At 71.1% G+C, this 25,134-nt stretch carries 22 protein-coding genes; 16 read left to right on the plus strand and 6 right to left on the minus strand.

What is annotated here, in order from left to right:
• Positions 1 to 30: 30 nt before the first annotated feature.
• The 3 genes from ACIGWZ_RS23825 to ACIGWZ_RS23835 form a co-directional block, all read right to left on the minus strand.
• A complete protein-coding gene (locus ACIGWZ_RS23825) occupies positions 31 to 687 on the minus strand; it encodes an MBL fold metallo-hydrolase (protein ID WP_400067757.1) in 657 nt (218 codons plus the stop codon).
• 9 nt (positions 688 to 696) lie between these two features.
• Positions 697 to 1,428, minus strand: coding sequence for a maleylpyruvate isomerase family mycothiol-dependent enzyme (locus tag ACIGWZ_RS23830; protein ID WP_400067759.1), 732 nt, complete (start codon positions 1,426 to 1,428; stop codon positions 697 to 699).
• Between the two features lie 125 nt (positions 1,429 to 1,553).
• Positions 1,554 to 3,104 (minus strand): FAD-dependent monooxygenase, encoded by a 1,551-nt coding sequence (locus ACIGWZ_RS23835; RefSeq protein ID WP_400067762.1) that lies wholly within the window; start codon positions 3,102 to 3,104, stop codon positions 1,554 to 1,556.
• 74 nt (positions 3,105 to 3,178) lie between these two features.
• On the opposite strand from ACIGWZ_RS23835, the gene ACIGWZ_RS23840 reads away from it, so the two are divergent.
• Positions 3,179 to 3,877: a TetR/AcrR family transcriptional regulator gene (locus tag ACIGWZ_RS23840; RefSeq protein WP_400067764.1), complete on the plus strand. Its 699-nt coding sequence runs from the start codon at positions 3,179 to 3,181 to the stop codon at positions 3,875 to 3,877.
• Positions 3,878 to 4,149: 272 nt separating this feature from the next.
• Positions 4,150 to 7,149 (plus strand): excinuclease ABC subunit UvrA, encoded by a 3,000-nt coding sequence (gene uvrA / locus ACIGWZ_RS23845; protein WP_400067765.1) that lies wholly within the window; start codon positions 4,150 to 4,152, stop codon positions 7,147 to 7,149.
• 69 nt (positions 7,150 to 7,218) lie between these two features.
• On the opposite strand, the gene ACIGWZ_RS23850 is transcribed toward uvrA, so the two are convergent.
• Positions 7,219 to 8,181 carry a carbohydrate kinase gene (locus ACIGWZ_RS23850; RefSeq protein WP_400067767.1) on the minus strand — a complete coding sequence of 321 codons (963 nt, stop codon included), beginning with the start codon at positions 8,179 to 8,181 and terminating at the stop codon, positions 7,219 to 7,221.
• The gene (locus ACIGWZ_RS23855) at positions 8,178 to 9,272 is read right to left on the minus strand and encodes a LacI family DNA-binding transcriptional regulator (RefSeq protein ID WP_400067769.1); all 1,095 of its coding nucleotides are present in this window, start codon (positions 9,270 to 9,272) and stop codon (positions 8,178 to 8,180) included. Before ACIGWZ_RS23855 ends, ACIGWZ_RS23850 begins: the two co-directional genes overlap by 4 nt.
• 434 nt (positions 9,273 to 9,706) lie before the next feature.
• On the opposite strand from ACIGWZ_RS23855, the gene ACIGWZ_RS23860 reads away from it, so the two are divergent.
• On the plus strand, positions 9,707 to 10,117 hold the full coding sequence (locus tag ACIGWZ_RS23860) for a Rieske (2Fe-2S) protein (RefSeq protein WP_400067771.1): 411 nt from the start codon (positions 9,707 to 9,709) through the stop codon (positions 10,115 to 10,117).
• A gap of 57 nt (positions 10,118 to 10,174) precedes the next feature.
• Here the strand turns inward: ACIGWZ_RS23860 and ACIGWZ_RS23865 are convergent, their stop codons facing one another.
• Positions 10,175 to 11,113, minus strand: a complete 939-nt coding sequence (locus ACIGWZ_RS23865) for a hypothetical protein (RefSeq protein ID WP_400067773.1) — start codon at positions 11,111 to 11,113, stop codon at positions 10,175 to 10,177.
• Positions 11,114 to 11,355: 242 nt separating this feature from the next.
• Here ACIGWZ_RS23865 and ACIGWZ_RS23870 point away from each other — a divergent pair, with 242 nt between their 5' ends.
• The 13 genes from ACIGWZ_RS23870 to ACIGWZ_RS23930 all read left to right on the plus strand — a co-directional run bounded on the left by ACIGWZ_RS23870 (position 11,356) and on the right by ACIGWZ_RS23930 (position 25,085).
• Positions 11,356 to 11,991, plus strand: a complete 636-nt coding sequence (locus tag ACIGWZ_RS23870) for a papain-like cysteine protease family protein (protein ID WP_400067775.1) — start codon at positions 11,356 to 11,358, stop codon at positions 11,989 to 11,991.
• 4 nt (positions 11,992 to 11,995) lie between these two features.
• Positions 11,996 to 12,856, plus strand: a complete 861-nt coding sequence (locus ACIGWZ_RS23875; protein ID WP_400067776.1) for a hypothetical protein — start codon at positions 11,996 to 11,998, stop codon at positions 12,854 to 12,856.
• 315 nt (positions 12,857 to 13,171) lie between these two features.
• Complete coding sequence (gene uvrC / locus ACIGWZ_RS23880; RefSeq protein ID WP_400067778.1) at positions 13,172 to 15,223, plus strand: excinuclease ABC subunit UvrC; 2,052 nt, start codon at positions 13,172 to 13,174, stop codon at positions 15,221 to 15,223.
• Entirely contained in the window at positions 15,220 to 16,164 is a 945-nt protein-coding gene (gene rapZ / locus ACIGWZ_RS23885) for an RNase adapter RapZ (protein ID WP_400067780.1), read from the plus strand. The genes uvrC and rapZ overlap by 4 nt, the downstream gene beginning before the upstream one ends.
• Positions 16,161 to 17,225, plus strand: coding sequence for a uridine diphosphate-N-acetylglucosamine-binding protein YvcK (gene yvcK, locus ACIGWZ_RS23890; protein ID WP_400067782.1), 1,065 nt, complete (start codon positions 16,161 to 16,163; stop codon positions 17,223 to 17,225). The genes rapZ and yvcK overlap by 4 nt, the downstream gene beginning before the upstream one ends.
• Positions 17,216 to 18,205, plus strand: coding sequence for a DNA-binding protein WhiA (whiA, locus tag ACIGWZ_RS23895; RefSeq protein ID WP_362916587.1), 990 nt, complete (start codon positions 17,216 to 17,218; stop codon positions 18,203 to 18,205). The genes yvcK and whiA overlap by 10 nt, the downstream gene beginning before the upstream one ends.
• Positions 18,206 to 18,442: 237 nt before the next feature.
• Positions 18,443 to 19,447: a type I glyceraldehyde-3-phosphate dehydrogenase gene (gap, locus tag ACIGWZ_RS23900; protein WP_400067784.1), complete on the plus strand. Its 1,005-nt coding sequence runs from the start codon at positions 18,443 to 18,445 to the stop codon at positions 19,445 to 19,447.
• Between the two features lie 112 nt (positions 19,448 to 19,559).
• Positions 19,560 to 20,771, plus strand: coding sequence for a phosphoglycerate kinase (locus ACIGWZ_RS23905; protein ID WP_400067786.1), 1,212 nt, complete (start codon positions 19,560 to 19,562; stop codon positions 20,769 to 20,771).
• 5 nt (positions 20,772 to 20,776) lie between these two features.
• Positions 20,777 to 21,553: a triose-phosphate isomerase gene (gene tpiA / locus ACIGWZ_RS23910; protein ID WP_400067788.1), complete on the plus strand. Its 777-nt coding sequence runs from the start codon at positions 20,777 to 20,779 to the stop codon at positions 21,551 to 21,553.
• A 111-nt stretch (positions 21,554 to 21,664) separates the two neighbouring features.
• Positions 21,665 to 21,901, plus strand: coding sequence for a preprotein translocase subunit SecG (gene secG, locus ACIGWZ_RS23915; protein ID WP_129248719.1), 237 nt, complete (start codon positions 21,665 to 21,667; stop codon positions 21,899 to 21,901).
• A 157-nt stretch (positions 21,902 to 22,058) separates the two neighbouring features.
• Positions 22,059 to 22,394 carry an RNA polymerase-binding protein RbpA gene (locus tag ACIGWZ_RS23920; RefSeq protein WP_006606296.1) on the plus strand — a complete coding sequence of 112 codons (336 nt, stop codon included), beginning with the start codon at positions 22,059 to 22,061 and terminating at the stop codon, positions 22,392 to 22,394.
• A 244-nt stretch (positions 22,395 to 22,638) separates the two neighbouring features.
• On the plus strand, positions 22,639 to 24,291 hold the full coding sequence (gene pgi / locus ACIGWZ_RS23925) for a glucose-6-phosphate isomerase (RefSeq protein ID WP_400067791.1): 1,653 nt from the start codon (positions 22,639 to 22,641) through the stop codon (positions 24,289 to 24,291).
• Between the two features lie 110 nt (positions 24,292 to 24,401).
• Entirely contained in the window at positions 24,402 to 25,085 is a 684-nt protein-coding gene (locus ACIGWZ_RS23930) for a hypothetical protein (RefSeq protein ID WP_400067793.1), read from the plus strand.
• Positions 25,086 to 25,134 lie beyond the last annotated feature (49 nt).

A 25,134-nucleotide genomic window follows, 5' to 3' on the forward strand; every position in this document is an offset into this window, starting at 1 on the left:
TACAAGGTCACCGGCCGCGACGGCGAACGGCTACCAGCCGCGCTCGCGCCACTCGGCCAGATGCGGCCGCTCGGCGCCGAGCGTGGTGTCGTCGCCGTGGCCCGGATAGACCCAGGTCTCATCGGGCAGCCGGTCGAAGAGCTTGGTCCGTACGCCCTCGATCAGGCTGGCGAAGTTCTTGGCGTCGCCCCAGGTGTTGCCGACGCCGCCGGGGAAGAGGCAGTCCCCGGTGAACAGATGCGGGGCGCCGTGCGGGTCGTCGTAGACCAGGGCGATGCTGCCCGGGGTGTGGCCGACCAGGTGGCGCGCGGTCAGTTCGACGCGCCCGACGGTGAGGGTGTCGCCGTCCTCGACCGGGACGTCCGTGGGGACCGGAATGCCCTCGGCGTCGTACCGCCCCGCGTACGTCCGCGCGCCCGTCGCATCGACCACCTCGCGCAGCGCGCCCCAGTGGTCACCGTGCCGGTGCGTGGTCACCACGGAGGCGATGCCGCTGTCGCCGATCAGCGCGAGCAGCGTGTGCGGATCGGCCGCCGCGTCGATCAGCAGCTGCTCGTCGGTGGCGCGGCACCGCAGCAGATAGGCGTTGTTGTTCATCGGACCGACCGCGACCTTCGAGATCATCAGGTCGGTCAGCTCGTGCACGTCGGCCGGTCCGCCGACCTTCACTGCTCCGCTGTAGGCCATAAGGCCACTCTAGAGCGGCGGAACGGCGGGCAGGGCGGAGCCCGGGACATCGAGTCCGGAGCCGTCGGCGCGGCCGGTCAGCCAGCCGACCAGTTGCGCCGCGGACCCCGTCACCACCAGCGGCGCGGCCCCGGCGTCCGTACGCCCGGTGCGCCGGCGGCGGCCGTCGCCGGTCACCAGCTCCAGGGCGGGCAGATCCGGGTGCCCGGCGAATTTCACCGCGGTCAGGAGGTCCAGGTAGCCGTCGACGAACGAGGGCAGCAGCTGGTCGAGGGTGTAGCCGACGCCGAGGTCGAGGTGGTGCAGCTCGAGTTCGGCCAGCCGGCGCAGCGCCAGGCGGTCGGCGCGCTCGACGACGCCGTTGCGCATCTCGACCTCGTACGCCCGGCGGTCCTCCGGCAGCGCCCGGGCCGCCGCATCGAAGCGGGCGGAGCTCTCCCGAAGGTCCTCCAGGTGGTCGGCCAGCGAGCGGTCGGCGTCCCGTTCGATGTCGGCGTCGCGGGCCGTGTCGCTCGCGTACATGGGCGTACGCACGTCCGTACGCGCCCAGGTCAGGAGGTTGCCCAGGGCGTCCGCGTTGCGCGCGAGATGGGCGAGGACATGGCCGCGGGTCCAGCCGGGGAGCAGGGACGGTTCGGCGATCGCCTCGTCGTCCAGTTTGCCGGCCGAGACCAGGAGCCGGTCGGTGGCCTCGCGGACGGCGGATGCGTCGCGCGGGAAGTCCGTCTGGGTGGTGGTCATGCTCCGAAAGTAGCGCCACCGGGCCGAGTTGGGGAGTCGGCCGACACCGTCGGGGGCGTACGCGGGTGGGGGAGCAGGGGCGGGCGGCAGGCCGGAACCTGCCGTCCCGCTTCGGGGTGCCGTCCTCAGACCGCCGTCCCGTCGGGCGTTCCGAACCACCGGCGCAGCGCGGCGTCGAGGCCGGCCGGAGCGTCCCCGGCGTCGGCCGCCCAGGCGGTGCAGCCGTCCGGGCGCACCAGCAGGCCGGCGAGGCCGGGCCGCTGCGGGCAGCCGGCCGTGTGCACCCGTACCCGGTCGCCGTACCCGGCGGTGCGCTCACGGAGCTCGGCGTCGTCCGCGAGGTCGAACAACAGGGCCCGGCCGCCGCGCAGATGTTCGGCGAGCCGGGTGCCGTCGGACAGCTCCAGGTCGGGCGCGCTGGCGCCGGTCAGCGGATGGCCGCCCGGCAGGTCGTAGCGCTGCCCGACGCCGGAGATCTTCTTGGCGAAGAAGGTGGTGGCCTCGACCGTGCCGGTCAGCTCCGCGATCACCTTGCGCAGCGCGAGCGTATGCGATTCCGGCCGCATCAGCGCCACCTGGGCCCGGGTCCACTCCAGCACCCAGGCGCCGAGGGGATGCCGCTCGGCGGTGTAGGTGTCGAGCAGCCCCTCCGGTGCCCAGCCCTTGATCGTGGCGGCCAGCTTCCAGCCCAGGTTCGTCGCATCGCCGAGGCCGAGGTTGAGGCCCTGCCCGCCGAACGGCGAGTGCACATGCGCCGCGTCACCGGCCAGCAGTACCCGCCCCGAGCGGTAGTCGGGCACCTGGCGGGCGTTGTCCGTGAAGCGGGTGGCCGAGAGGACCTTGGTGATCGCGACGTCCTGGACGCCGGAGACGCGGCGCAGGGAGGTCTGCAGTTCCTCGGCGGTGACGGGCGCGTTGCGGTCCGCGGGAGGTCCGTCGAACTCCACGGTCAGGATCCGGCCGGGCATCGGGCCGTGCACATACGTCCCGGTCCCGGTCGAGTTCCAGCCGACGCCCAGGGACTCGGCGCCGGTCAGCTCGACGAGGGCCTGGTGGCCGGTGATCTCGGGATCCGTACCGGGGAACGGGAAATCGGCGAGCCGGCGGACCGTGCTGCGGCCGCCGTCGCAGCCCACCAGCCAGCCGGTGCGCAGCGAGCCGTTGGAGGTGTGGACGTGTACGTCCTCCTCGCCGGCGTCGAAGCCGGTGAGGGTCACCCCGCGGCGCAGCTCGACGCCCAGCTCGGCGGCGCGGGCGGCGAGCAGCCGCTCCAGGGCTTCCTGGGGTATCAGGCCGAGGTCGCCGGCCGGGCCGCTCTGTCCGAAGGCCGGGTCCGACTCGTCCAGGAGGTCGCCGCGCAGCATGATCCCCGCGAAGTGGCCGGCGAACTTCGGCGGCGGCTTCACCTGGGAGGCGCCGGCGGCCTGCCGCTGCCGCATGAACGAGCTGAACTTCTCGAAGGCGGCGCGCTGCACCTCCATCAGGTCGGGCAGCATCCCGCGCCGGTAAAGGGCTTCCGCGCTGGGGGAGTTGATCGCCCCGGCCTTGATCGTCGTATCCACCTCGGTCAGTCGCTCCAGGACGACGACCGTTACGTCCGCCAGTGCGAGTTCGCAGGCGAGCATCAGCCCCACCGGGCCGCCCCCTGCCACTACTACGTCTGCGTCATGGCTCATGACGCGAAACTATAGTCACTAAAAATTTGTGGCGGGTAAAAATTAATGCCTCGGTGGCGCCTAAGATCCCGGGCATGGCGAAAAAGGAGCGCGAGGGCCGCGAGGAAGGCGGGCGCGCCGAAGAGGACGGGCGGCTGACGCTGCGCGAGCGCAAGAAGCTGCGGACCCGGCAGCGGATCTCCGGCGAGGCGACGCTGCTCTTCGTCGAGCGCGGCTTCGACAACGTCACGGTCGCCGAGGTCGCCCGCGCCGCCGAGGTGTCCGCGATGACCGTCTTCAACTACTTCCCGCGGAAGGAGGACCTCTTCCTCGACCGGATCCCGGAGGCGCACGAGCTGATCACCCGGGCCGTACGGGACCGCGGGGTGGGCGAGACGCCGCTGGCCGCGCTGCGCCGGCTGAACCTGGAGCTGCTGGCGCAGCGCCATCCGCTGGGCGGGGTGGGGGAGGGGTTCGAGCATTTCTGGCGTACGGTGCTGGACTCGCCGGCGCTGCGGGCGCGGGCGCGCGAGGCGGTCGAGGAGATCGAGAACCTGTTGGCCGGACTGCTGGCCGAGGCCGCGGGCGGGGACCCGGGGTGCCCCGGTGGCGACTCCCGGCTGGCCGCGGCGCTGATCATCGCCGGGATCCGGGCGGCCCACAACGACGCCGCGGGCCGGCAGCTGGCGGGCGAGCCGGCCGCAGAGGTGGCGGTCGGGCAGGAAGAGGTGCTGCGGCGGGCCTTCGATGCGCTGGAGCGGGCGCTGCCGGGCGGGGTGCCGGGCGGGAACTGACGGGGTCGCGGCGGCCACCGAATGGCGTCATGGCTGGTCGGCGGGGCGGGAAGGTTGTGGGGCCGCCACACGTTTGGGTGAAGAGAGCTTGCGCGTACCGTAAATCGAATGCACGTGCTATAGGCTCGTTATGGCATCACAAAGACAGTGCCGCGGCGGTCCCCATACCCTGGGGCGGGGGCTCCGCTCCGCTCCGCCGCCTCTGCTCGGACACCGAGCGGCGGACGCAGAGCCGCGGTTCCCGCCCCTCTCCAAGAAAGGTGCCGACCGGCGTGGCCGACCGTCTCATCGTCCGTGGCGCTCGCGAGCACAACCTCCGCAACGTCTCGCTCGACCTCCCCCGCGACTCCCTCATCGTCTTCACGGGGCTCTCCGGGTCGGGCAAGTCCTCGCTCGCCTTCGACACGATCTTCGCCGAGGGGCAGCGGCGCTATGTCGAGTCGCTCTCCTCCTACGCCCGGCAGTTCCTCGGGCAGATGGACAAGCCCGATGTGGACTTCATCGAGGGCCTGTCCCCCGCGGTTTCGATCGACCAGAAGTCGACGTCCCGCAACCCCCGCTCCACGGTCGGCACGATCACCGAGGTCTACGACTACCTCCGCCTCCTCTTCGCCCGGATCGGCAAGCCGCACTGCCCCGAGTGCGGGCGGCCGATCGCCCGGCAGTCGCCGCAGGCCATCGTCGACAAGGTCCTCGAGCTGCCCGAGGGCAGCCGCTTCCAGGTGCTCTCGCCGCTGGTCCGCGAGCGCAAGGGCGAGTTCGTCGACCTCTTCGCCGACCTCCAGACCAAGGGCTACAGCCGTGCCCGCGTCGACGGCGAGACCGTCCAGCTCTCCGAGCCGCCGAAGCTGAAGAAGCAGGAGAAGCACACCATCGAGGTGGTCGTCGACCGCCTCACCGTCAAGGAGAGCGCCAAGCGGCGGCTGACCGACTCCGTCGAGACCGCCCTGGGCCTGTCCGGCGGCATGGTCATCCTCGACTTCGTCGATCTCGACCCCGACGACCCGCAGCGCGAGCGGATGTACTCCGAGCATCTGTACTGCGCCCACGACGACCTCTCCTTCGAGGAGCTGGAGCCGCGGTCCTTCTCCTTCAACTCGCCCTTCGGCGCCTGCCCGGACTGCACCGGCATCGGCACCCGCATGGAGGTCGACCCCGAGCTGATCATCCCGGACGAGGAGCGCTCCCTCGACGAGGGCGCCATCCACCCCTGGTCCGGCGGTCACACCAAGGAGTACTTCGGCCGCCTGGTCGACGCGCTGGCGGACGCCCTCGGATTCCGTACGGACATCCCCTGGGCCGGGCTGCCGGCCCGCGCCAAGAAGGCCCTGCTGTACGGCCACAAGACCCAGATCGAGGTCCGCTACCGCAACCGCTACGGCCGCCAGCGCGCCTACACCACGCCCTTCGAGGGAGCCCTGCCGTTCATCAAGCGGCGGCACAGCGAGGCCGAGAGCGACAGCAGCCGGGAGCGCTTCGAGGGCTATATGCGCGAGGTGCCCTGCCCGACCTGTGAGGGCACTCGACTCAAGCCGATCGTGCTCGCCGTCACCGTGCAGGAGCGCTCCATCGCCGAGGTCGCGGCCATGTCGATCAGCGACTGCGCCGACTTCCTGCGGGAGATGAAGCTCAACGCCCGCGAGAAGAAGATCGCCGAGCGGGTCCTCAAGGAGGTCAACGAGCGGCTGAAGTTCCTGGTCGACGTCGGCCTGGACTACCTCTCGCTGAACCGCGCGGCGGGCACCCTCTCCGGCGGCGAGGCCCAGCGCATCCGCCTCGCCACCCAGATCGGCTCCGGCCTGGTGGGCGTGCTCTACGTCCTGGACGAGCCCTCGATCGGCCTGCACCAGCGCGACAACCACCGGCTGATCGAGACCCTGGTACGGCTGCGCGACCTCGGCAACACCCTGATCGTGGTGGAGCACGACGAGGACACCATCAAGACCTCCGACTGGGTCGTCGACATCGGCCCCGGCGCCGGTGAGCACGGCGGCAAGGTCGTGCACAGCGGCCCGCTCAAGCAGCTGCTGACCAACAAGGAGTCCATCACCGGGCAGTATCTGTCCGGAAAGCGCGCCATCGCGACGCCCGACCTCCGCCGGCCCACCGACCCGGGCCGACAGCTGACGGTGCACGGCGCGAAGGAGAACAACCTCCAGGACATCGACGTCTCCTTCCCGCTCGGGGTGCTGACCGCCGTCACCGGCGTTTCCGGCTCCGGCAAGTCGACGCTGGTCAACGACATCCTCTACACCCACCTGGCGCGCGAGCTGAACGGCGCCAAGTCGGTCCCCGGGCGGCACACCCGGGTCGACGGCGACGACCTCGTCGACAAGGTCGTCCATGTCGACCAGTCGCCGATCGGCCGTACGCCGCGCTCCAACCCGGCGACGTACACCGGCGTCTTCGACCACGTCCGCAAGCTGTTCGCGGAGACGATGGAGGCCAAGGTCCGCGGCTATCTGCCGGGGCGCTTCTCCTTCAACGTCAAGGGCGGCCGCTGCGAGAACTGCTCGGGCGACGGCACGATCAAGATCGAGATGAACTTCCTGCCGGATGTGTACGTTCCGTGCGAGGTCTGCCACGGCGCGCGCTACAACCGCGAGACGCTGGAGGTGCACTACAAGGGCAAGTCCATCGCCGAGGTGCTGGACATGCCCATCGAGGAGGCACTGGACTTCTTCGAGGCGGTGCCGACCATCTCCCGGCATCTGAAGACCCTGCACGAGGTCGGCCTGGGCTATGTCCGCCTCGGCCAGTCCGCGCCGACCCTCTCCGGTGGCGAGGCGCAGCGGGTGAAGCTGGCGAGCGAGCTCCAGAAGCGTTCGACGGGCCGTACGGTCTACGTCCTGGACGAGCCGACCACCGGTCTGCACTTCGAGGACATCAGCAAGCTGATCACGGTGCTGTCCGGGCTGGTCGAGAAGGGCAACTCCGTGATCGTCATCGAGCACAACCTCGATGTGATCAAGACGGCGGACTGGGTCATCGACATGGGCCCCGAGGGCGGCAACGGCGGCGGGCTGGTCGTCGCCGAGGGCACGCCGGAGGAGATCGCCTCGATCCCGGCCAGCCACACCGGCAAGTTCCTGCGGGACATCCTCGGCGACCGGGTCAGCGATGCCGCGACGGTGCCGCGGCAGGCGAAGAAGGCGGCGGCGAAGAAGGCGGTGACCAAGGCGAATTCGACCAAGGTCAACGCCGCCAAGACGGCCGCGGCGAAGAAGACGGTGGCCAAGAAGGCGGCGGCGAAGGCCCGCCGGCTCTCCTGACGCCGGGTGGGGCGGACGTACGGGCCCGGCAGTGGGCCCGTACGTCCGTCCCGCGCCCGTCGGCGCGCCTCAGGCGAGCTCGGCGGCGTACGGCGGTTCCGCGCCCGCGCGGGAGCAGGTGACGGCGGCGGCGCGGGCGGCGAAGCCGAGGATGTCGCGCCAGTCCTCGGGGCCGAGCGCGGCGATGCGTTCGCGGGAGAGGGCGTCATGGGCGTCCAGCCGGTGCAGCAGGGCCGCATTGACCGTGTCGCCCGCGCCGATGGTGTCGACCACGTCGACCCGGCGGCCGGGCACGCCGACCTCGCCGCCGCCCGGCGTCAGCACCGTCAGTCCGTCGCCGCCCCGGGTGATCACGATCGCCGCGGGGCCGTGGCCCAGCCATCCCCGGGCCACGGCCGCGGCCGCGTCCCGGGCCCCGTCCGGCCGGTCCGGCCCGTCCGCCAGCCACTCCGCGTCCTCCTCCGACAGCTTCAGCAGGGTCAGACAGGGCAGCCAGGACCGGAAGCGGGCCCGGTAGGCGTCCGCGTCCGGGATCAGACCGGGCCGGATATTGGGGTCGAGCGCCGTGCACACCCCCCGCCCGGCCTCCCGCCGCAGCAGGGCCTCGTACGCGCTCGCCCCCGGCTCCAGGACCAGCGAGCAGGTGCCCAGCGAGAGCGCACGGGTCGTGTCCGGCAGCGCGGGCGGCAGGGCGAAGAGCCGGTCGGCGGTGCCGCCCGCGTAGAAGCCGTATCCGGCCGAGCCGTCCGGGCTGATGTCCGCCACCGCGAGCGTGGTCGGCTCGTCGCCGCGCTGCACCAGGGAGGTGTCCACGCCGTCGGCCCGCAGCCCCTCCAGCAGCGCCTCGCCGAAGGTGTCGGTCGAGACCCGCGAGCAGAACGCGGTGGCCGAGCCCAGCCGCCCCAGGGCGACCGCGGTGTTGTACGGACCGCCGCCGCGCCGGGGGAGCAGCGCGGGCAACCGGCCGTTCCCGGAAGCGTCCTGGGGGCTGGGGACGAGGTCGATCAGCGCCTCGCCGGCGACGACGATCACGGGGTGCGGTTCCTTTCCCGGGCGGCAGGGGGGACGGCCGGCGGTGCGGCCTCGGGGCAGCCGCACGACGTACGGTGCACAAAGGTGCAGGGCAGGCGGACGGTGCGGGGCGGGCGGTCCGGCTCCTCCAGGCGCTCCAGCAGCAGCCGGACCGCCGCGGCCCCGATCTCCTTGCCGGGCTGCGCGATCGCGGTCAGCCGGGGCGCGAACAGATCGGCCCAGGAGAAGTCGTCGAAGCAGGCCAGCGCGATATCGCGGGGCACCTCCAGACCGCGCTCGCGCAGCGCCCGCAGCGCGCCGATGGTCATGGCGTTGTTGGCGGTGATGATCGCGGTGGGCGGCTCGGGGGCGGCGAGCAGATGCCCGGTGGCGTCCTGGGCACCCGCCGCCTCGGAGTTGCCGCCGGCCAGCAGTTCGGGCGCGAACTCCAGCCCCCGGCCGCGCAGCCCCTCGCGATAGCCCCGGACGCGCTCGGTGGTCGTACTCAGTCCGGGCAGCCCGGCCACCAGGCCGATCCGGGTGTGGCCCAGGTCGGCCAGATGCTCGACGAGCTGCCGTACCGGGCCGGTGTTCTCGGCGCACACCTGGTCGCGGCCGGACCGCCCGCGCCCCGCCCGGTCATCGCCGTCACCGTCGCCGTCGTCCTCGACCAGCCGGTCGAGGAAGACGGTGGGGACCTTGCGGCGGTCCAGATAGCCGACCATCTCCGCGGGCTCCGCGGACGGCGCGACGATCATGCCGTCCACCCGCCGCTCGTGCAGCAGCTGGACGACCTTGCGCTCGTGCCGCGGGTCGTCGTGCGGATCGGCGATCAGCAGGCTGTAGCCGGCCTCCAGGGCGCCGGCCTCGACGCCCTGGAGGATCTCGGTGAAGTACGGGTTGCTGATCGCGGAGACCGCGAGGCCGATGGAGCGGGTGCGGGCGGTGACCAGGGAACGGGCGAGGGTGTTGTGGGTGTAGCCCAGCTCGTCGATGGCGCCGAGCACCGCGGCACGGGTGTCGGGGCGTACCGGGCGGGTCCCGTTCAGCACGTGCGAGACCGTGGCGACGGAGACCCCCGCGCGCCGTGCCACATCCACCATCGTTGTCATCCGGTTCTTCCTCCCCGGGCCCGCCGCGCCCTCACGGCCCGGCCCCATGGCGGCCCCCCTGGCCGCCGTCCCGCGAAGTCCACCACAGTACGAGCACCCGAGGCCAAGCGTAAGCGCTTGCGCAAGCGTTTACGTGTGCCCTGCCCTCCCTGCGCATCGAACCCGCACGACGTCGTGCGGAGGCGCCGATGCGCGCTCTCGCGGTCACCGGACCGGGCAACCCGGACAGCCCGCTGTCCTTCGCCGCTACGGCGCTCCCGCCCGCGCTCCCTTTCGCCCGGCGGCTGCTGCCCGGGACGACGGGGGCGCAGCCGAGGGGAGATCGAGCAGGAGCCGCTGCGGGGGGGGCGAGGCCCGCGCCGAAGCGGAACAGCCTGCCCCGGTATCGTCGGGGACCGCCGGCCTCTGACCCGTAGATCCCCCTTGGAGCAGCCATGAGCCAGTCCCCCGCCCGCCGGACCGTGCTGCGCGGGGCCGCGCTCGCGGGCGTCGCGTGCTTCGGAGCCGCCGCCTGTGGCGCGGGGGAGGAGTCGGGCACCCGGCCGGGCTCGGACGCCGCGGTCGAGCTGGGCCCGGCCTCGGACGTGCCGGTCGGCGGTGCCAAGCTCTACGGCAAGCAGCGGATGCTGGTCTCGCAGCCCGCCAAGGGCGAGTTCAAGTGCTTCAGCACCGTGTGCACGCACATGGGCGCGATCCTGAACAAGATCGAGAAGGACCAGGCCGTCTGCCCGCTGCACGGCAGTCACTTCGAGGTGGCCACCGGCAAGGTGGCCGAGGGCCCGGCGACCCGCCCTCTGGAGGAGGTCCCGGTCAAGGTCAAGGACGGCAAGCTGATAGCGGGCTGAAGCGCATCGGCCCCTCGGGTGCATCGCCCCCCTGAGGCGCACCGTCGCCCCGGGGGCTCACCCCCAGTCCCAGCCGATCCCCAGTATCCCGGGCCGTACGCCCTGCTCGACGAGGTGGACGGAGTGGTGCCGGCCGCCGAGCGTCAGCTCCCGCTGGGCGCTGCGCGGGGCGCCCGCCGAGACCTGCGCGAAGCGGCGGCAGCGCACCGGCAGCGCCGCCTCGTCGAAGCGCACCTGGAGGACGTACTGGCCGCCCGCGAAGCTGAAGCCCCGTACGTACTCGGCGCTGGTGCCGCCGCTGCCGTCCTCGAAGAGATACCCGAAGACATGGGTGTCACCGGCCCGCAGCCGGGCGTCGAAGAGCAGCTCGGCGACCACCACCCCGGTCTTCGCGTCCCCGCGCACCCGGCCCAGCCGGCAGTTCTCCGCCGCCCGCACCCGTACCCGGGACGGATCGCACCCCGTATCACCCCGGTGGATGGCGACATAGCGGTCGACGCCGTCCCGGTGGGCGCGGACGACCTGCAGCGATTCGCGGGCGCTCAGCTCGCGGCGCGGCCCGATCAGCACCCGTTCGTGATGGCTGACGGTGTGCAGCCCGCCGTCCGCGGGGGTCTCCAGCTCGGCGAACAGCTGGTGCAGCGCGCCGGCGGGCGCCACCAGGGAGCGGTACGAGCGCGCGGCGGGGCGTTCGGCCTCGGGGCGGGCGCCTCCTTCGGGGACCAGGAGGCGGTGCAGCGACTGCGCGGGCAGCTCCAGGACCTCCTCCAGGGCGCGCACCGCCCGCAGCGACTCGGGGCGCTGCGGCCGCCGGGCGCCCTGCTGCCAGTAGCTCAGGCTGGTCACCCCGACCTTGATGCCGCGCTGGGCGAGCTTGTGCTGGACGCGGGTCAGGGCGAGGCCGCGGGCGGTCAGCGCGCTGCGCAGCGCCAGATGGAACGGGCCGGTCCGCAGCAGCTGCGCCAGCTCGGCCGATTCGGGAGTGTTCTGTGCCATTGCCTCAATTCCTCCGGCGCGCAGGTGAACGTTCACAACCGGCTCGCACGTCACGCGCGCTGAGTGCCTGTTCACCGCAGTACACCGGGCACCGGTCGTTCACATCCGGGCCCGTTCGTTCACACCCCCATGTCACCTCGCATTGAAGCGTGTTGACCTGCGTCCGACAACACCCGATGCTCCACAGCAGCATCCGGATGCGCTCCTCTCACCCCCTCACCCCCCTCACCGGGAGGAACGCCATGACCCGTGCTCCCCTTGCGCCTCGTGCGCGACGTAGACGGCTGTCGGCAGCAGCGCTCGCCGTCGCCGCTTTCACGGCGCTCACCGCACTCCCCGGCGCGACCGCCTCGGCGGCCACGCCCCCGGCGCACGCCGCCACCACCAGGAAAGCGGCTGCCGCCAACCGTCTCGACATAGCGATGCAGGCCCAGGAGAAGACCAACTGGTGCTGGGCCGGCTCCGGCAACACCATCGCGGCCTGGTACGGCCGGAACTACAGCCAGAACCAGTTCTGCAACGCCGCCTTCGGCCGCCAGCAGAACACGGCCTGCCCCAACAACCAGGCCACGCTCGGCAATGTCCAGAACGCATTCGACTGGATGGGCATCAACTCTGGCTCATACGTGACCGGCTATCTCCGCTACAGCACCGTGCAGAGCGAGATCAACGCCAACCGGCCCATCGAAACCCGCATCGAGTGGTCCTCCGGCGGCGGCCATATGCACGTCGTCTACGGCTTCGACACGGCCGACAACTGGGTCTACTGGGGCGACCCCTGGGCCTCCAACAGCCGCTACAACTGGGGCGACTACGACTACTACGTGAACGGCAGCTCCTTCTCCTGGACGCACTCCCTCTACCGGATAGGAGCCTGAGCTCATGCCGAAGCGCACCTCGCGCGCTGCCCTTCGCGCCGCCGCCACCGCAACGTTCGCCGCCGCCCTCATCGGCTCCGCCCCGTACGCCGCACGGGCCGCCGAGGCCCCCGCGGCCCCCGAGGCACCGCCCCGCGCCGCCGTCGCCGCCGCCCACGAAGCGGCCGCCGCGCCCGCGACCCTGGACACTCTCGCCCGGTTCTTCGCCCGCGAGCCCGGTGGAGCCCGCGCCGCCGCCCCGGGCAGGGTGCACATCGAGGGCGGCACCGTCCCGGTCTACCTCCTGTCCCCGGACTTCGTCCGCGGCAAGGCCAACGCCCCCGTCGCCCGCCTGGAGTTCCTCGCCAGCAAGGCGGTCGCCGCCGACGGGCGGACGGCCTCGGTGTGGACGGTGCGGCGGGGCGACGCCTGGAAGGTCGTCAATATCGCCAGCGGGGACGACGAGACCCGTTACGCGGCTGCCGGGGGCCGGACCGGGACGGTCTTCCAGGAGCCGCAGACCGACGCCTGGTACGTGCAGCGCGGCGACCGGATCGAGCCGCTGGACCCGGACGCCAGGAAGGCCGTCGGCGCGCACGGCAGCACCGTCGCCGCCTACCGGAAGCGGGTGGCGAAGGCGTACGGGGACAAGCTCCCCGGGTCCGCGTACGACAAGCGCGGCGAGGCCGGGGGGTACGGGCCGGGGGCCGCCGCGCGGGAGGACACGCCCGCGAAGGCGAGCGCCCGCGAGGAGCCCGCCCGGGCCGGTGCGCTCGCGGACGCCGGCATCCCGGTCACCGCCACCTCGACCGTCGCGGGCGCCGCCGCCCTGCTGGCGCTCGGGCTCTGCGGCGCCGTGGCGCTCAGGAGGCGGCGCAGGGGCTGACGGAGGCGCGGCTTCCGCCCCCCACCCCACCCACACACCCTCCCCCGCCCCCACCCTGCCCTCCCCCCGAAGGGGGGAGGGCAGGGTGACGGGGGGTGGGGGCAGGGGCCCGGCGAAGGGGCCGAGGATCGCCCCGCCCCGCGCCCGCGGACCCTTGCCCCGCGCCCGTGTATCGCCCCCACCCCGCGCCTGTGTATCGTCCCCGCCCCCCGCCGCGAGCCCCGCCCCTGCCCCGGATCGCTCCGTATCGCTCCGTATCGCCCCGGATCGCTCCGCCGACCGTGATTGTCAGTGGCGGTCAGTAGGGTGGTGGTCATGGCAGACCCCAGCAGCTACCGACCCAAGCCGGGACAGATCCCCGACTCGCCGGGGGTCTATAAGTTCCGCGACGACCACGGCCGGGTCATCTACGTCGGCAAGGCGAAGAGCCTGCGCCAGCGTCTGGCCAACTATTTCCAGGACCTGGCCGGACTTCATCCGCGTACCCGCACGATGGTCACCACCGCCGCCTCGGTGGAGTGGACCGTCGTCTCCACCGAGGTCGAGGCGCTCCAGCTCGAGTACAGCTGGATCAAGGAGTTCGACCCCCGCTTCAACGTCAAGTACCGCGACGACAAGAGCTATCCGTATCTCGCGGTGACTCTCGGCGAGGAGTTCCCGCGGGTCCAGGTGATGCGCGGCGCCAAGAAGAAGGGCGTGCGCTATTTCGGTCCGTACGCCCATGCCTGGGCCATCCGCGAGACCGTCGATCTGATGCTGCGGGTCTTCCCCGTACGCACGTGCTCCGCCGGGGTCTTCAAGCGCTCCGCCCAGATCGGCCGCCCCTGCCTGCTGGGCTACATCGGCAAGTGCTCGGCGCCCTGCGTCGGCCGGATCTCCGCCGAGGACCACCGCGAACTCGCGGAGGAATTCTGCGACTTCATGGCCGGCCGTACGGGCGCGTACATCCGCCGCCTGGAGCGGCGGATGCAGGACGCGGCGGAGGAGATGGAGTACGAGCGTGCCGCCCGGCTGCGGGACGACATAGGCGCGCTCAGGCGGGCGATGGAGAAGAGCGCGGTGGTGCTCGCGGACGCCACCGACGCCGATCTGATCGCCGTCGCCGAGGACGAACTCGAGGCCGCCGTCCAGATCTTCCACGTCCGCGGCGGCCGGGTGCGCGGCCAGCGCGGCTGGGTCACCGACAAGGTGGAGGCCGTCACCACCGCCGGTCTCGTCGAGCTTGCCCTCCAGCAGCTGTACGGCGAGGAGCGGGGCGATGCCGTCCCCAAGGAGGTCCTGGTCCCGGCGCTGCCCGACCCGGTGGAGCCGGTCCAGGAGTGGCTCGCCGCCCGGCGTGGTTCCCTGGTCTCGCTGCGTATTCCGCAGCGCGGCGACAAGAAGGACCTGATGGCCACGGTCCAGCGCAACGCCCAGCAGGCGCTGGGTCTGCACAAGACCAAGCGCGCCTCGGACCTGACGACCCGCTCCCGTGCGCTGGAGGAGATCGCCCGGGCCCTCGACCTGGACGCGGTCCCGCTGCGCATCGAGTGCTTCGACATCTCCCACCTCCAGGGCGAGGACGTCGTCGCTTCCATGGTGGTTTTCGAGGACGGTCTCGCCCGGAAGAGCGAATACCGCCGCTTCCAGATCAAGACCTTCGAGGGCCAGGACGATGTCCGGTCCATGCACGAGGTGATCGGCCGCCGCTTCAAGCGCTATCTCCAGGAGAAGCAGAAGTCGGGGGAGTGGACGGAGGAGCCGTCCGCCGACGCCCCGGTGGAGGACGACGGCGCGCCGGATGTCATGGCCGGCCGCCCCACCGACGAGGACGGCCGCCCCAAGCGGTTCGCCTATCCGCCGCAGCTGGTGGTCGTCGACGGCGGTGCCCCCCAGGTGGCGGCCGCCCGCCGCGCTCTGGACGAGCTGGGCATCGACGATGTCGCCGTCTGCGGCCTGGCCAAGCGCCTGGAGGAGGTCTGGCTGCCCGATGACGACGATCCCGTCGTGCTGCCGCGCAGCAGCGAGGGCCTCTACCTCCTCCAGCGCGTCCGTGACGAGGCGCACCGCTTCGCCATCACCTACCAGCGCAGCAAGCGCACCAAGCGGCTGAAGTCCTCGCCGCTCGACGCCGTCGCGGGACTGGGCGACACCCGCCGTCAGGCGCTTCTCAAGCATTTCGGTTCGCTCAAGAAGCTGCGGGCCGCCACCATCGACGAGATCTGCGAGGTTCCGGGCGTCGGCCGCAAGACGGCCGAGACGGTCGCGGCGGCGCTGGCCGGGGCGGCACCGTCCGCCCCCGCGGTGAACACCGCCACAGGAGAGATCATTGAGGATGACGGGGCCCCCTCGGCCGCGTTGCCAGCAGAACGGGGGCAGGACCGATGAGCACAGAGCACGAAACGCAGGAAACCGAGAGAGACGGTGCGCAGGTGAGTACGGGCACGACCGACCAGGGCGAGAGCGCCGCCATCCCCGAGCTGGTGATCATTTCCGGCATGTCGGGGGCGGGCCGGAGCACGGCAGCCAAGTGCCTGGAGGATCTGGGCTGGTTCGTCGTCGACAACATTCCGCCCGAGCTGATCCCGCCGATGGTCGAGCTGGGTGCCCGTTCCCAGGGCAATGTCGCCAAGATCGCCGTGGTCGTCGATGTCCGCGGCCGCCGCTTCTTCGCCAATCTCAAGGAGTCCCTGGCCACCCTCGACGCGCAGAACGTCAAGCGCCGCATCGTCTTCCTGGAGTCCTCCGACGAGGCCCTGGTGCGCCGCTTCGAGTCGGTGCGCCGCCCGCATCCCCTCCAGGGCGACGGCCGGATCGTCGACGGCATCGCCGCCGAGCGCGATCTGCTGCGCGAGCTGCGCGGCGACGCCGACCTGGTCATCGACACCTCCAGCCTCAACGTCCATGAGCTGCGCGCCAAGCTGGACGCCCAGTTCGCGGGCGAGGAGGCCCCCGAGCTGCGGGCCACGGTCATGTCCTTCGGCTTCAAGTACGGCCTGCCGGTCGACGCCGACATGGTCATCGACTGCCGTTTCATCCCCAACCCGCACTGGGTCCCGGAGCTGCGCCCCTTCACCGGCCTGAACGAAGAGGTCTCCGACTATGTCTTCAACCAGCCCGGTTCCAAGGAGTTCCTGGACGGCTACGCCGAGCTGCTGCGCATCGTCGCCGAGGGCTACCGCCGCGAGGGCAAGCGCTATGTGACGATCGCCGTCGGCTGCACGGGCGGTAAGCACCGCAGCGTCGCGATGTCCGAGAAGCTGGCCCGCCGTCTGGTGACCGAAGGGGTCGAGACGGTCGTCGTCCACCGGGACATGGGGCGCGAATGACCGGCCGTACGCCGCGGTTGCGCCGGGTCCGCAGGTTCGTCCCCGGTGGCCGTACGGCCAAGAAGGGCGCCACCCCCAAGGTGGTGGCGCTCGGCGGCGGCATGGGCCTGTCCGCCTCGCTGGCCGCGCTGCGCCGGATCACCGGCGATCTGACGGCCGTGGTCACCGTCGCCGACGACGGCGGCTCCAGCGGCCGGTTGCGCGACGAGCTGGGGGTGCTGCCGCCCGGCGATCTGCGCAAGGCGCTGGCCGCGCTGTGCGGCGACGACGAGTGGGGCCAGACCTGGGCCCGGGTGATCCAGCACCGTTTCCAGTCCGAGGGCGAGCTGCACGACCATGCGGTGGGCAATCTGCTGATCGTCGCCCTGTGGGAGCAGCTGGGCGATCATGTCCAGGCGCTCGACCTGGTCGGCAGGCTGCTCGGCGCGCAGGGCCGGGTGCTGCCCATGTCGGCGGTGCCCCTGGAGCTCCAGGCCCAGGTCAGGGGTCATGACCTGGCCCGCCCGGACGAGGTCACCACGGTCCGCGGGCAGGCCACCGTCGCGCTCACCCGCGGTGAGGTGCAGTCCGTCCATGTGCTCCCCGAGGATCCGCCGGCGGTGCCCGAGGCGGTCGCCGCGGTGCGCGATGCCGACTGGGTGGTGCTGGGTCCCGGCTCCTGGTTCTCGTCCGTCATTCCGCATCTGCTGGTGCCGGAGTTGCGCGAGGCCCTGGAGGAGACCAAGGCCCGAAAGGTCCTTTCGCTCAACCTCGCTCCGCAGCCGGGCGAAACCGATGGCTTCTCACCGCAGCGTCATTTGGAGGTTTTGGCCCGACACGCCCCTAAACTCGCCTTCGACGTGGTGCTGGCCGACAAGGCCGCCGTGCCCGACATCGAAGGTCTGACGGTTGCCGCCAAGCAGCTGGTGGGCAGCGAGGTCGAGCTGGCCGAGGTCGCCGCACAAGGAGACGACGCCCGGTCAAGTGCCGGGCCGCCCCCCGACCGGCACGACCCGGAGCTGCTGGCAGCCGCGTACGACCGTATTTTTCGGATGCATGGAAGGATCGGCCCATGGCGATGACGGCTGCGGTGAAGGACGAAATCTCCCGGCTCCCCGTCACCCGGACCTGCTGCCGGAAGTCGGAGGTCTCGTCGATCCTGCGGTTCGCGGGTGGTCTGCACCTGGTCAGCGGCCGCATTGTGATCGAGGCGGAGCTGGACACGGGCATCGCCGCCCGGCGGCTGCGCAAGGACATCCTGGAGATCTTCGGGCACTCCTCCGACCTGGTGGTGATGGCCCCCGGCGGGCTGCGGCGCGGCAGCCGCTATGTCGTACGGGTGGTGGCCGGGGGCGACCAGCTGGCGCGGCAGACGGGCCTGGTCGACGGCCGCGGCCGCCCGATCCGGGGGCTGCCCCCGCAGGTGGTCTCGGGTGCGACCTGCGACGCCGAGGCGGCCTGGCGGGGCGCCTTCCTGGCCCATGGCTCGCTCACCGAGCCCGGCCGCTCCTCGTCCCTGGAGGTGACCTGTCCCGGGCCCGAGGCGGCGCTGGCGCTGGTCGGTGCGGCCCGTCGGCTGGGCATCGGCGCCAAGGCCCGCGAGGTGCGCGGGGTGGACCGCGTCGTCGTCCGTGACGGTGATGCGATCGGCGCGCTGCTGACGCGGCTGGGTGCCCACGAGTCGGTGCTGGCGTGGGAGGAGCGGCGGATGCGCCGCGAGGTCCGGGCCACCGCCAACCGTCTCGCCAACTTCGACGACGCCAACCTCCGCCGCTCGGCGCGCGCCGCGGTCGCCGCCGGTGCCCGGGTCCAGCGGGCCCTGGAGATCCTCGGCGAGGAGGTCCCCGAGCACCTCGCGGCGGCCGGCCGGCTGCGCATGGAGCACAAGCAGGCCTCCCTGGAGGAGCTGGGCGCCCTCGCCGACCCGCCGCTGACCAAGGACGCCGTCGCCGGCCGGATCCGCCGCCTGCTGGCGATGGCCGACAAGCGCGCCCAGGATCTGGGCATCCCCGGCACGGAGTCGAACCTCTCCGAGGAACTCGCCGAGGGCATGGTCGGCTGACGGTCCGTACGCCGCCGGCGTCCTCTTCGCCCCCCGGCGTCACTCCCGAAAGGGTGCCGTCGGGGCGGGCGCGGACGCATGCGCAAGAGGGTGGCCGGGAGCGCTCGTTTGAGGGGTCGAAAGCGCTTTTGTCAATGTCACGTACGTCTCTCTTTGGGGGTAGGGTCGGAGGCGGTCGGGGACATCCCATACAGCTCGCCGGTATCTGCGCCGGCGTACCAACGAGGAGATCGGTTCGTGACGATCCGCGTAGGCATCAACGGATTCGGCCGCATTGGTCGTAACTACTTCCGCGCGCTCCTGGAGCAGGGTGCGGACATCGAGATCGTCGGTGTCAACGACCTGACCGACAACGCCACCCTGGTCCACCTGCTGAAGTACGACACCATCCTGGGTCGTCTGAAGCAGGACGTCAGCCACACCGACGACACCATCACGGTCGGCAGCCAGACCTTCAAGACGATGGCCGAGCGCGACCCGGCGAAGCTCCCCTGGGCGGAGCTCGGCGCCGACATCGTCATCGAGTCGACCGGCATCTTCACCAAGAAGGCCGACGCCGAGAAGCACATCGCGGCCGGCGCCAAGAAGGTCCTGATCTCCGCGCCCGCCAAGGACGAGGACATCACGATCGTGATGGGCGTCAACCAGGACAAGTACGACGCGGCCAGCCACCACGTCATCTCCAACGCGTCCTGCACCACCAACTGTGTGGCGCCGATGGCGAAGGTTCTCGACGAGAACTTCGGCATCGTCAAGGGCATGATGACCACGGTCCACGCGTACACCAACGACCAGCGCATCCTGGACTTCCCGCACAGCGACCTGCGCCGCGCCCGCGCCGCCGCGGAGAACATCATCCCGACCTCGACCGGTGCCGCCAAGGCCACCGCCCTGGTCCTCCCGCAGCTCAAGGGCAAGCTGGACGGCATCGCGATGCGCGTGCCCGTCCCCACCGGCTCGGTCACCGACCTGGTCCTGGAGCTCGACCGCGAGGTCACCAAGGACGAGATCAACACCGCCTTCCAGAAGGCCGCCGAGGGCCAGCTCAAGGGCATCCTCGAGTACACCGAGGACCCGATCGTCTCCTCGGACATCGTGAACTTCCCGGCCTCCTGCACCTTCGACTCCCAGCTGACCATGTCGCAGGGCAAGCAGGTCAAGGTCGTCGGCTGGTACGACAACGAGTGGGGCTACTCCAACCGCCTGGTGGACCTGACCACCTTCGTCGGCGGCCAGCTCTGATCTCTGGTTGACACCCGAGGCACCCGAGATGTGAGGACGGGGCTCGTGCGGCGCGATGATGCGTCGTACGGGCCCCGTCCCGTGACCGACCTACGCAACGGAGTCTTTCCGCATGAAGACGATCGACGACCTCGCCACCGAAGGCGTCGCGGGCAAGCGGGTCTTTGTCCGCGCCGATCTGAATGTGCCGCTGGACGGCGCCACCATCACCGACGACGGCCGGATCCGCGCCGTCGCTCCGACGATCGCCAAGCTCGCCGAGCTCGGCGCCCGGGTGATCGTCGCCTCCCACCTGGGCCGTCCCAAGGGCGCCCCGGACCCGGCGTTCTCGCTGGCTCCCGCGGCCGAGCGGCTGGGCGAGATCCTCGGGCAGGACGTGGCGTTCGCCACCGACACGGTCGGTGAGTCCGCCAAGTCCGTGACCGCGGACCTGGCCGACGGCCGGGTGGCCGTGCTGGAGAACCTCCGCTTCAACGCGGGCGAGACCAGCAAGGACGACGCCGAGCGCGGCGCCTTCGCCGACCAGCTCGCCGCCCTGGCGGAGCTGTACGTGGGCGACGGCTTCGGCGCCGTGCACCGCAAGCACGCCTCCGTCTACGACCTGCCCGAGCGCCTTCCGCACGCCGCCGGCGACCTGATCGCCACCGAGGTCGGCGTCCTGAAGAAGCTCACCGAGGATGTCCAGCGCCCCTACGTCGTCGCGCTCGGCGGCGCCAAGGTCTCCGACAAGCTCGCCGTCATCGACCAGCTGATCGAGAAGGCCGACCGCATCCTGGTCGGCGGCGGCATGGCGTACACCTTCCTCAAGGCCAAGGGCCACGAGGTGGGCATCTCGCTGCTGCAGGAGGACCAGGTCCCGGCCTGCCTGGAGTACCTGGCGCGGGCCGAGAAGCGCGGCGTGGAGTTCGTCCTCCCCGTCGACGTCCTGGTTTCGGCCGATTTCCCGGACCTGAAGACCAAGGCTCCGGCCAACCCCGAACTCGTCGCCGCGGACGCCATTCCGGCCGACAAGGAGGGCCTGGACATCGGCCCGAAGACCCGCGAGCTCTACGCCGCGAAGCTCGCCGACGCGGGCACGGTCTTCTGGAACGGCCCGATGGGTGTCTTCGAGCACCCCGACTACGCGAACGGCACCAAGGCCGTCGCGCAGGGGCTGCTGGACTCGGACGCCTTCACGGTCGTGGGCGGTGGCGACAGCGCCGCCGCGGTCCGGCTGCTGGGCTTCGACGAGAATGCTTTCGGCCATATCTCGACCGGCGGCGGCGCCAGCCTCGAATACCTCGAGGGCAAGACGCTCCCCGGCCTCGCCGCACTGGAGGACTGAACAACGTGACTGACCGCACTCCGCTGATGGCGGGCAACTGGAAGATGAACCTCAACCACCTCGAGGCCATCGCCCATGTCCAGAAGCTCGCCTTTGCGCTCACCGACAAGGACTTCGACGCCGTAGAGGTCGCCGTCCTGCCCCCGTTCACCGACCTGCGGTCGGTGCAGACGCTGGTCGACGGTGACAAGCTCAAGATCAAGTACGGTGCCCAGGACCTCTCGGCGCACGACTCCGGTGCCTACACCGGTGAGATCTCCGGCCCGATGCTGGCCAAGCTCAAGTGCACCTACGTGGCCATCGGCCACAGCGAGCGCCGCCAGTACCACGGCGAGAACGAAGAGATCTGCAACGCCAAGGTCAAGGCGGCTTTCAAGCACGGCCTCACCCCGATCCTGTGCGTCGGCGAGGGCCTGGACGTCCGCAAGGCGGGCAACCAGGTCGCGCACACCCTCGCCCAGCTCGACGGCGGCCTGAAGGACGTCCCGGCCGAGCAGGCCGAGACCATCGTGATCGCCTACGAGCCGGTGTGGGCCATCGGCACCGGCGAGGTCGCCACTCCCGAGGACGCGCAGGAGGTCTGCGGTGCGATCCGCGGCCGCCTCGCCGAGCTCTACAGCCAGGAGCTGGCCGACAAGGTCCGCATCCAGTACGGCGGCTCGGTCAAGTCCGGCAATGTCGCGGCGATCATGGCGCAGCCGGATGTCGACGGCGCGCTGATCGGCGGCGCGGCGCTGGACGCGGACGAATTCGTGAAGATCGTCCGCTTCCGCGACCAGTAGCAGCTATGACGACGGGCCCGGCCCGTCGTACCCTGTCGGGGCCGGGTCCGGCGTTGCGTGCGCCACCCGGCCCCGCACCATTTCAACCAGTCCCAGAGAGTTGGTCCAGCCGTGGTCATCGGGTTCTCGATCGCCCTCATCGTCTTCAGCCTGCTGCTGATGATGCTGGTGCTCATGCACAAGGGAAAGGGCGGCGGCCTGTCCGACATGTTCGGCGGCGGCATGCAGTCCTCGGTCGGTGGCTCCTCGGTCGCCGAGCGGAACCTCGACCGCATCACCATCGTGGTCGGCCTGCTGTGGTTCGCGTGCATTGTGGTCCTCGGCATTCTGATGAAGCTCGGCAACTGACATACCGTCGAAGGCGCGGCCTATCATGAGGGCGGCGTCCTTGGACGGGGTGTAACTCCTGTCACTGGACGCGCGTTGGGCCTTACATAGACTGGAGCGCCCGCAGCGCAGCTGCTGTGAGAAATGCTGCAGCACCATTACGCAGGGAGTTACGACCGTGGCAAGTGGCAACGCGATCCGAGGAAGTCGGGTCGGAGCGGGGCCGATGGGGGAGGCCGAGCGCGGTGAGTCCGCGCCGCGCACCCGCATCTCCTTCTGGTGCTCCAACGGGCACGAGACGCAGCCCAGCTTCGCCGGTGACGCACAGGTGCCGGACACCTGGGACTGCCCGCGCTGTGGTTTCCCGGCCGGCAAGGACCGGGACAGCCCGCCGGACCCGCCGCGCACCGAGCCGTACAAGACCCACCTCGCCTACGTCCGGGAGCGCCGCAGCGACGCCGACGGTGAGGCGATTCTCGCGGAGGCGCTGGCCAAGCTCCGCGGCGAGATCTGAGGCCCCAGCACGTGTGATGTCCGGCCCGGCCGGAGGGACGACCGCCCTCCGGCCGGGCCGTTCGTGCAGAAATGCGCGGCCAGCGGCCCGTTCGGCGACGCCGGGCGCTCTCGCCGGTACCCGTGCGCAAGGCTGCCGACAGCCCCCCGTTCACCGGCGGACAGATGCCTCATACCGCGCCCTGATCAATTAGGTTGGGAGCCGGCGGGGTGCCGGTACGAGACGAAGAAGGCTGATGTCCGAGATGAACGCAGAAAGCCGCAGCAGGCTCGACCAGATGCCTGAGTGGACCGCGTTGAGCAAGCACCGCGAGCAGTTGGGGGAGGTGCATCTGCGCGAGCTGTTCGACCGCGACCCGGCCCGCGCCGAGCGCTACACCCTCCAGGTCGGTGATCTGCACCTGGACTACTCCAAGCACCTGGTCACCGACGAGACGCTGCGGTTGCTGGGCGAACTGGCCGAGGCGACGGGAGTTGCCGAGCTGCGGGACGCGATGTTCCGCGGCGAGAAGATCAACATCACCGAGCGGCGTTCCGTGCTGCACACCGCGCTGCGCGCGCCCGGCTCGGCGGTCGTCAAGAGCGACGGTGAGAACGTCGTCCCCCGGGTCCAGTCCGTCCTGACGAAGATGGCCACCTTCGCCGACCGGGTCCGCTCCGGCGACTGGAAGGGCCACACCGGCCGCCGTATCAAGACGGTCGTCAACATCGGTATCGGCGGCTCGGACCTGGGCCCGGCGATGGCGTACGAGGCGCTGCGCGCCTATACCCACCGGGACATGCAGTTCCGCTTCGTGTCCAATGTGGACGGCGCCGATCTGCACGAGGCGGTACGGGACCTGGACCCGGCCGAGACGCTGTTCATCGTCGCGTCCAAGACCTTCACCACCATCGAGACCGTCACCAACGCCACGTCGGCCCGTGACTGGCTGCTGGCGGGGCTGCGCGCCGATCAGGGCGCGGTCGCCAAGCACTTCGTGGCGCTGTCGACCAACGCCGAGAAGGTGGCGGAGTTCGGCATCAACACGGACAACATGTTCGAGTTCTGGGACTGGGTCGGCGGCCGCTACTCGTTCGACTCGGCGATCGGCCTCTCGCTGATGATCGCGATCGGCCCGGAGCACTTCCGGGAGATGCTGGCCGGTTTCCATCTCGTCGACGAGCACTTCCGCACCGCCCCGCCGCAGGAGAACGTCCCGCTGCTGCTGGGCCTGCTGGGCATCTGGTACGGCAACTTCTTCGACGCCCAGTCGCATGCGGTGCTGCCCTACAGCCACTATCTCTCCCGGTTCACCGCCTACCTCCAGCAGCTGGACATGGAGTCCAACGGCAAGTCGGTGGACCGCGACGGCCGTCCGGTCGGCTGGCAGACCGGTCCCGTCGTCTGGGGCACGCCCGGTACGAACGGCCAGCACGCCTACTACCAACTGCTCCACCAGGGCACGAAGATGATCCCGGCCGACTTCATCGGCTTCGCGGAGCCGGTCGCCGATCTGCAGCCGGGCCTGGTCGCCCAGCACGACCTGCTGATGGCCAACCTCTTCGCGCAGGGGCAGGCCCTCGCGTTCGGCAAGACGCCCGAGGAGGTGCGTGCCGAGGGGGTGGCCGAGGAACTGGTGCCGCACAAGACCTTCAAGGGCAACCACCCCACCACCACGATCCTGGCCAAGGAGCTCAGCCCGTCCGTGCTGGGCCAGCTGATCGCGCTCTATGAGCACAAGGTGTTCGTCCAGGGCGCCGTCTGGAACATCGACTCCTTCGACCAGTGGGGCGTGGAGCTGGGCAAGGTGCTCGCCAAGCGGGTGGAGCCCGCGCTGACGGAGGGCGCCGAGGTGCCGGGGCTGGATGCGTCCACGGCGCGCCTGGTCGCCAAGTACCGGGAGCTGCGCGGGCGCTGACCGGCCGTCGCAGGCGTCGCATAGGATCCCCCGGACGATCTTGAGTACGGATGCGTTCGGGGGAGACGGCGATGGCCGGAGTGCGGGGCGGCGGAGACATACGCTCGGGGATGAGCCTGCTGTGGCCGCATCGCGCCGCCTGGCGGGTGTTCCAGCCGGACTGGATACCGGCGGCGGACGATCCGGCGGTGGAGGGGCTCAAGCGGCTCCGCGTGATTGCCGGGATGATCGTTGTGAGCGGCGTCTACACCTTCGTCGTACGGGACTTCAGCCTCACCCGGGCGCTGGAGCATCTGGTCATCGCCTGCTTCGTCCTGCTGCTCATCGCCCCTCTGACGGTGGGGGTGATGCTGCTGGTCTGGCGGCGCGGCGGCCCCCTGCGGCCGTTGCGGCAGCGGCTGTTCGGCCCGCTGCGGCTGCTGCTGACCTTCGTCGGGGCGGCGGTGCTGACGCTGCTCCTCATGACGGGCGTGGGCCACTCCCTGCCGACCACCCCGCTGGTCCTGTGGCTGCTGTGGTTCGTCGGCGCCGCGGGGATCCGGATCAACAGCAACTTCTTCGGCACGGCGGTCATCCACCGCGCGCTTCCGCCGGTCCTCGCGACCGTCACCTCCTGGCTGATGGCGGTGCCGGACCTGGTGACGGGTGATCTGCACGGCCTCGGGCTGACGTTCGGGGTGCTCTTCATCCTCGGGGCGCCGGTGCTGGTCACCTGCATCGCCCTGTACGAGATCCACCGGCTGCGCCGCTTCCTGGGCGTCCGGCTGAGCGAGCATCCTGCGCGCTGCGCCTGAACGGGCGCGACGAAGGCCCCATGCCCTGCAGGGCATGGGGCCTTCGTCG

Source organism: Streptomyces sp. NPDC053427, from assembly GCF_044544985.1.
GTDB lineage: Bacteria > Actinomycetota > Actinomycetes > Streptomycetales > Streptomycetaceae > Streptomyces.

Bases quoted from the DNA above. Each gene is read 5' to 3' on its own strand.
- ACIGWZ_RS23835 (WP_400067762.1), bottom strand. From the start codon at position 3,104: ATGAGCCATGACGCAGACGTAGTAGTGGCAGGGGGCGGCCCGGTGGGG.
- uvrC (WP_400067778.1), top strand. From the start codon at position 13,172: ATGGCAGACCCCAGCAGCTACCGACCCAAGCCGGGACAGATCCCCGAC.
- yvcK (WP_400067782.1), top strand. From the start codon at position 16,161: ATGACCGGCCGTACGCCGCGGTTGCGCCGGGTCCGCAGGTTCGTCCCC.
- ACIGWZ_RS23930 (WP_400067793.1), top strand. From the start codon at position 24,402: ATGAGCCTGCTGTGGCCGCATCGCGCCGCCTGGCGGGTGTTCCAGCCG.
- ACIGWZ_RS23860 (WP_400067771.1), top strand. From the start codon at position 9,707: ATGAGCCAGTCCCCCGCCCGCCGGACCGTGCTGCGCGGGGCCGCGCTC.
- rapZ (WP_400067780.1), top strand. From the start codon at position 15,220: ATGAGCACAGAGCACGAAACGCAGGAAACCGAGAGAGACGGTGCGCAG.
- ACIGWZ_RS23875 (WP_400067776.1), top strand. From the start codon at position 11,996: ATGCCGAAGCGCACCTCGCGCGCTGCCCTTCGCGCCGCCGCCACCGCA.
- ACIGWZ_RS23825 (WP_400067757.1), bottom strand. From the start codon at position 687: ATGGCCTACAGCGGAGCAGTGAAGGTCGGCGGACCGGCCGACGTGCAC.
- ACIGWZ_RS23870 (WP_400067775.1), top strand. From the start codon at position 11,356: ATGACCCGTGCTCCCCTTGCGCCTCGTGCGCGACGTAGACGGCTGTCG.
- pgi (WP_400067791.1), top strand. From the start codon at position 22,639: ATGAACGCAGAAAGCCGCAGCAGGCTCGACCAGATGCCTGAGTGGACC.
- ACIGWZ_RS23855 (WP_400067769.1), bottom strand. From the start codon at position 9,272: ATGACAACGATGGTGGATGTGGCACGGCGCGCGGGGGTCTCCGTCGCC.
- ACIGWZ_RS23865 (WP_400067773.1), bottom strand. From the start codon at position 11,113: ATGGCACAGAACACTCCCGAATCGGCCGAGCTGGCGCAGCTGCTGCGG.
- whiA (WP_362916587.1), top strand. From the start codon at position 17,216: ATGGCGATGACGGCTGCGGTGAAGGACGAAATCTCCCGGCTCCCCGTC.
- ACIGWZ_RS23905 (WP_400067786.1), top strand. From the start codon at position 19,560: ATGAAGACGATCGACGACCTCGCCACCGAAGGCGTCGCGGGCAAGCGG.
- ACIGWZ_RS23830 (WP_400067759.1), bottom strand. From the start codon at position 1,428: ATGACCACCACCCAGACGGACTTCCCGCGCGACGCATCCGCCGTCCGC.
- ACIGWZ_RS23840 (WP_400067764.1), top strand. From the start codon at position 3,179: ATGGCGAAAAAGGAGCGCGAGGGCCGCGAGGAAGGCGGGCGCGCCGAA.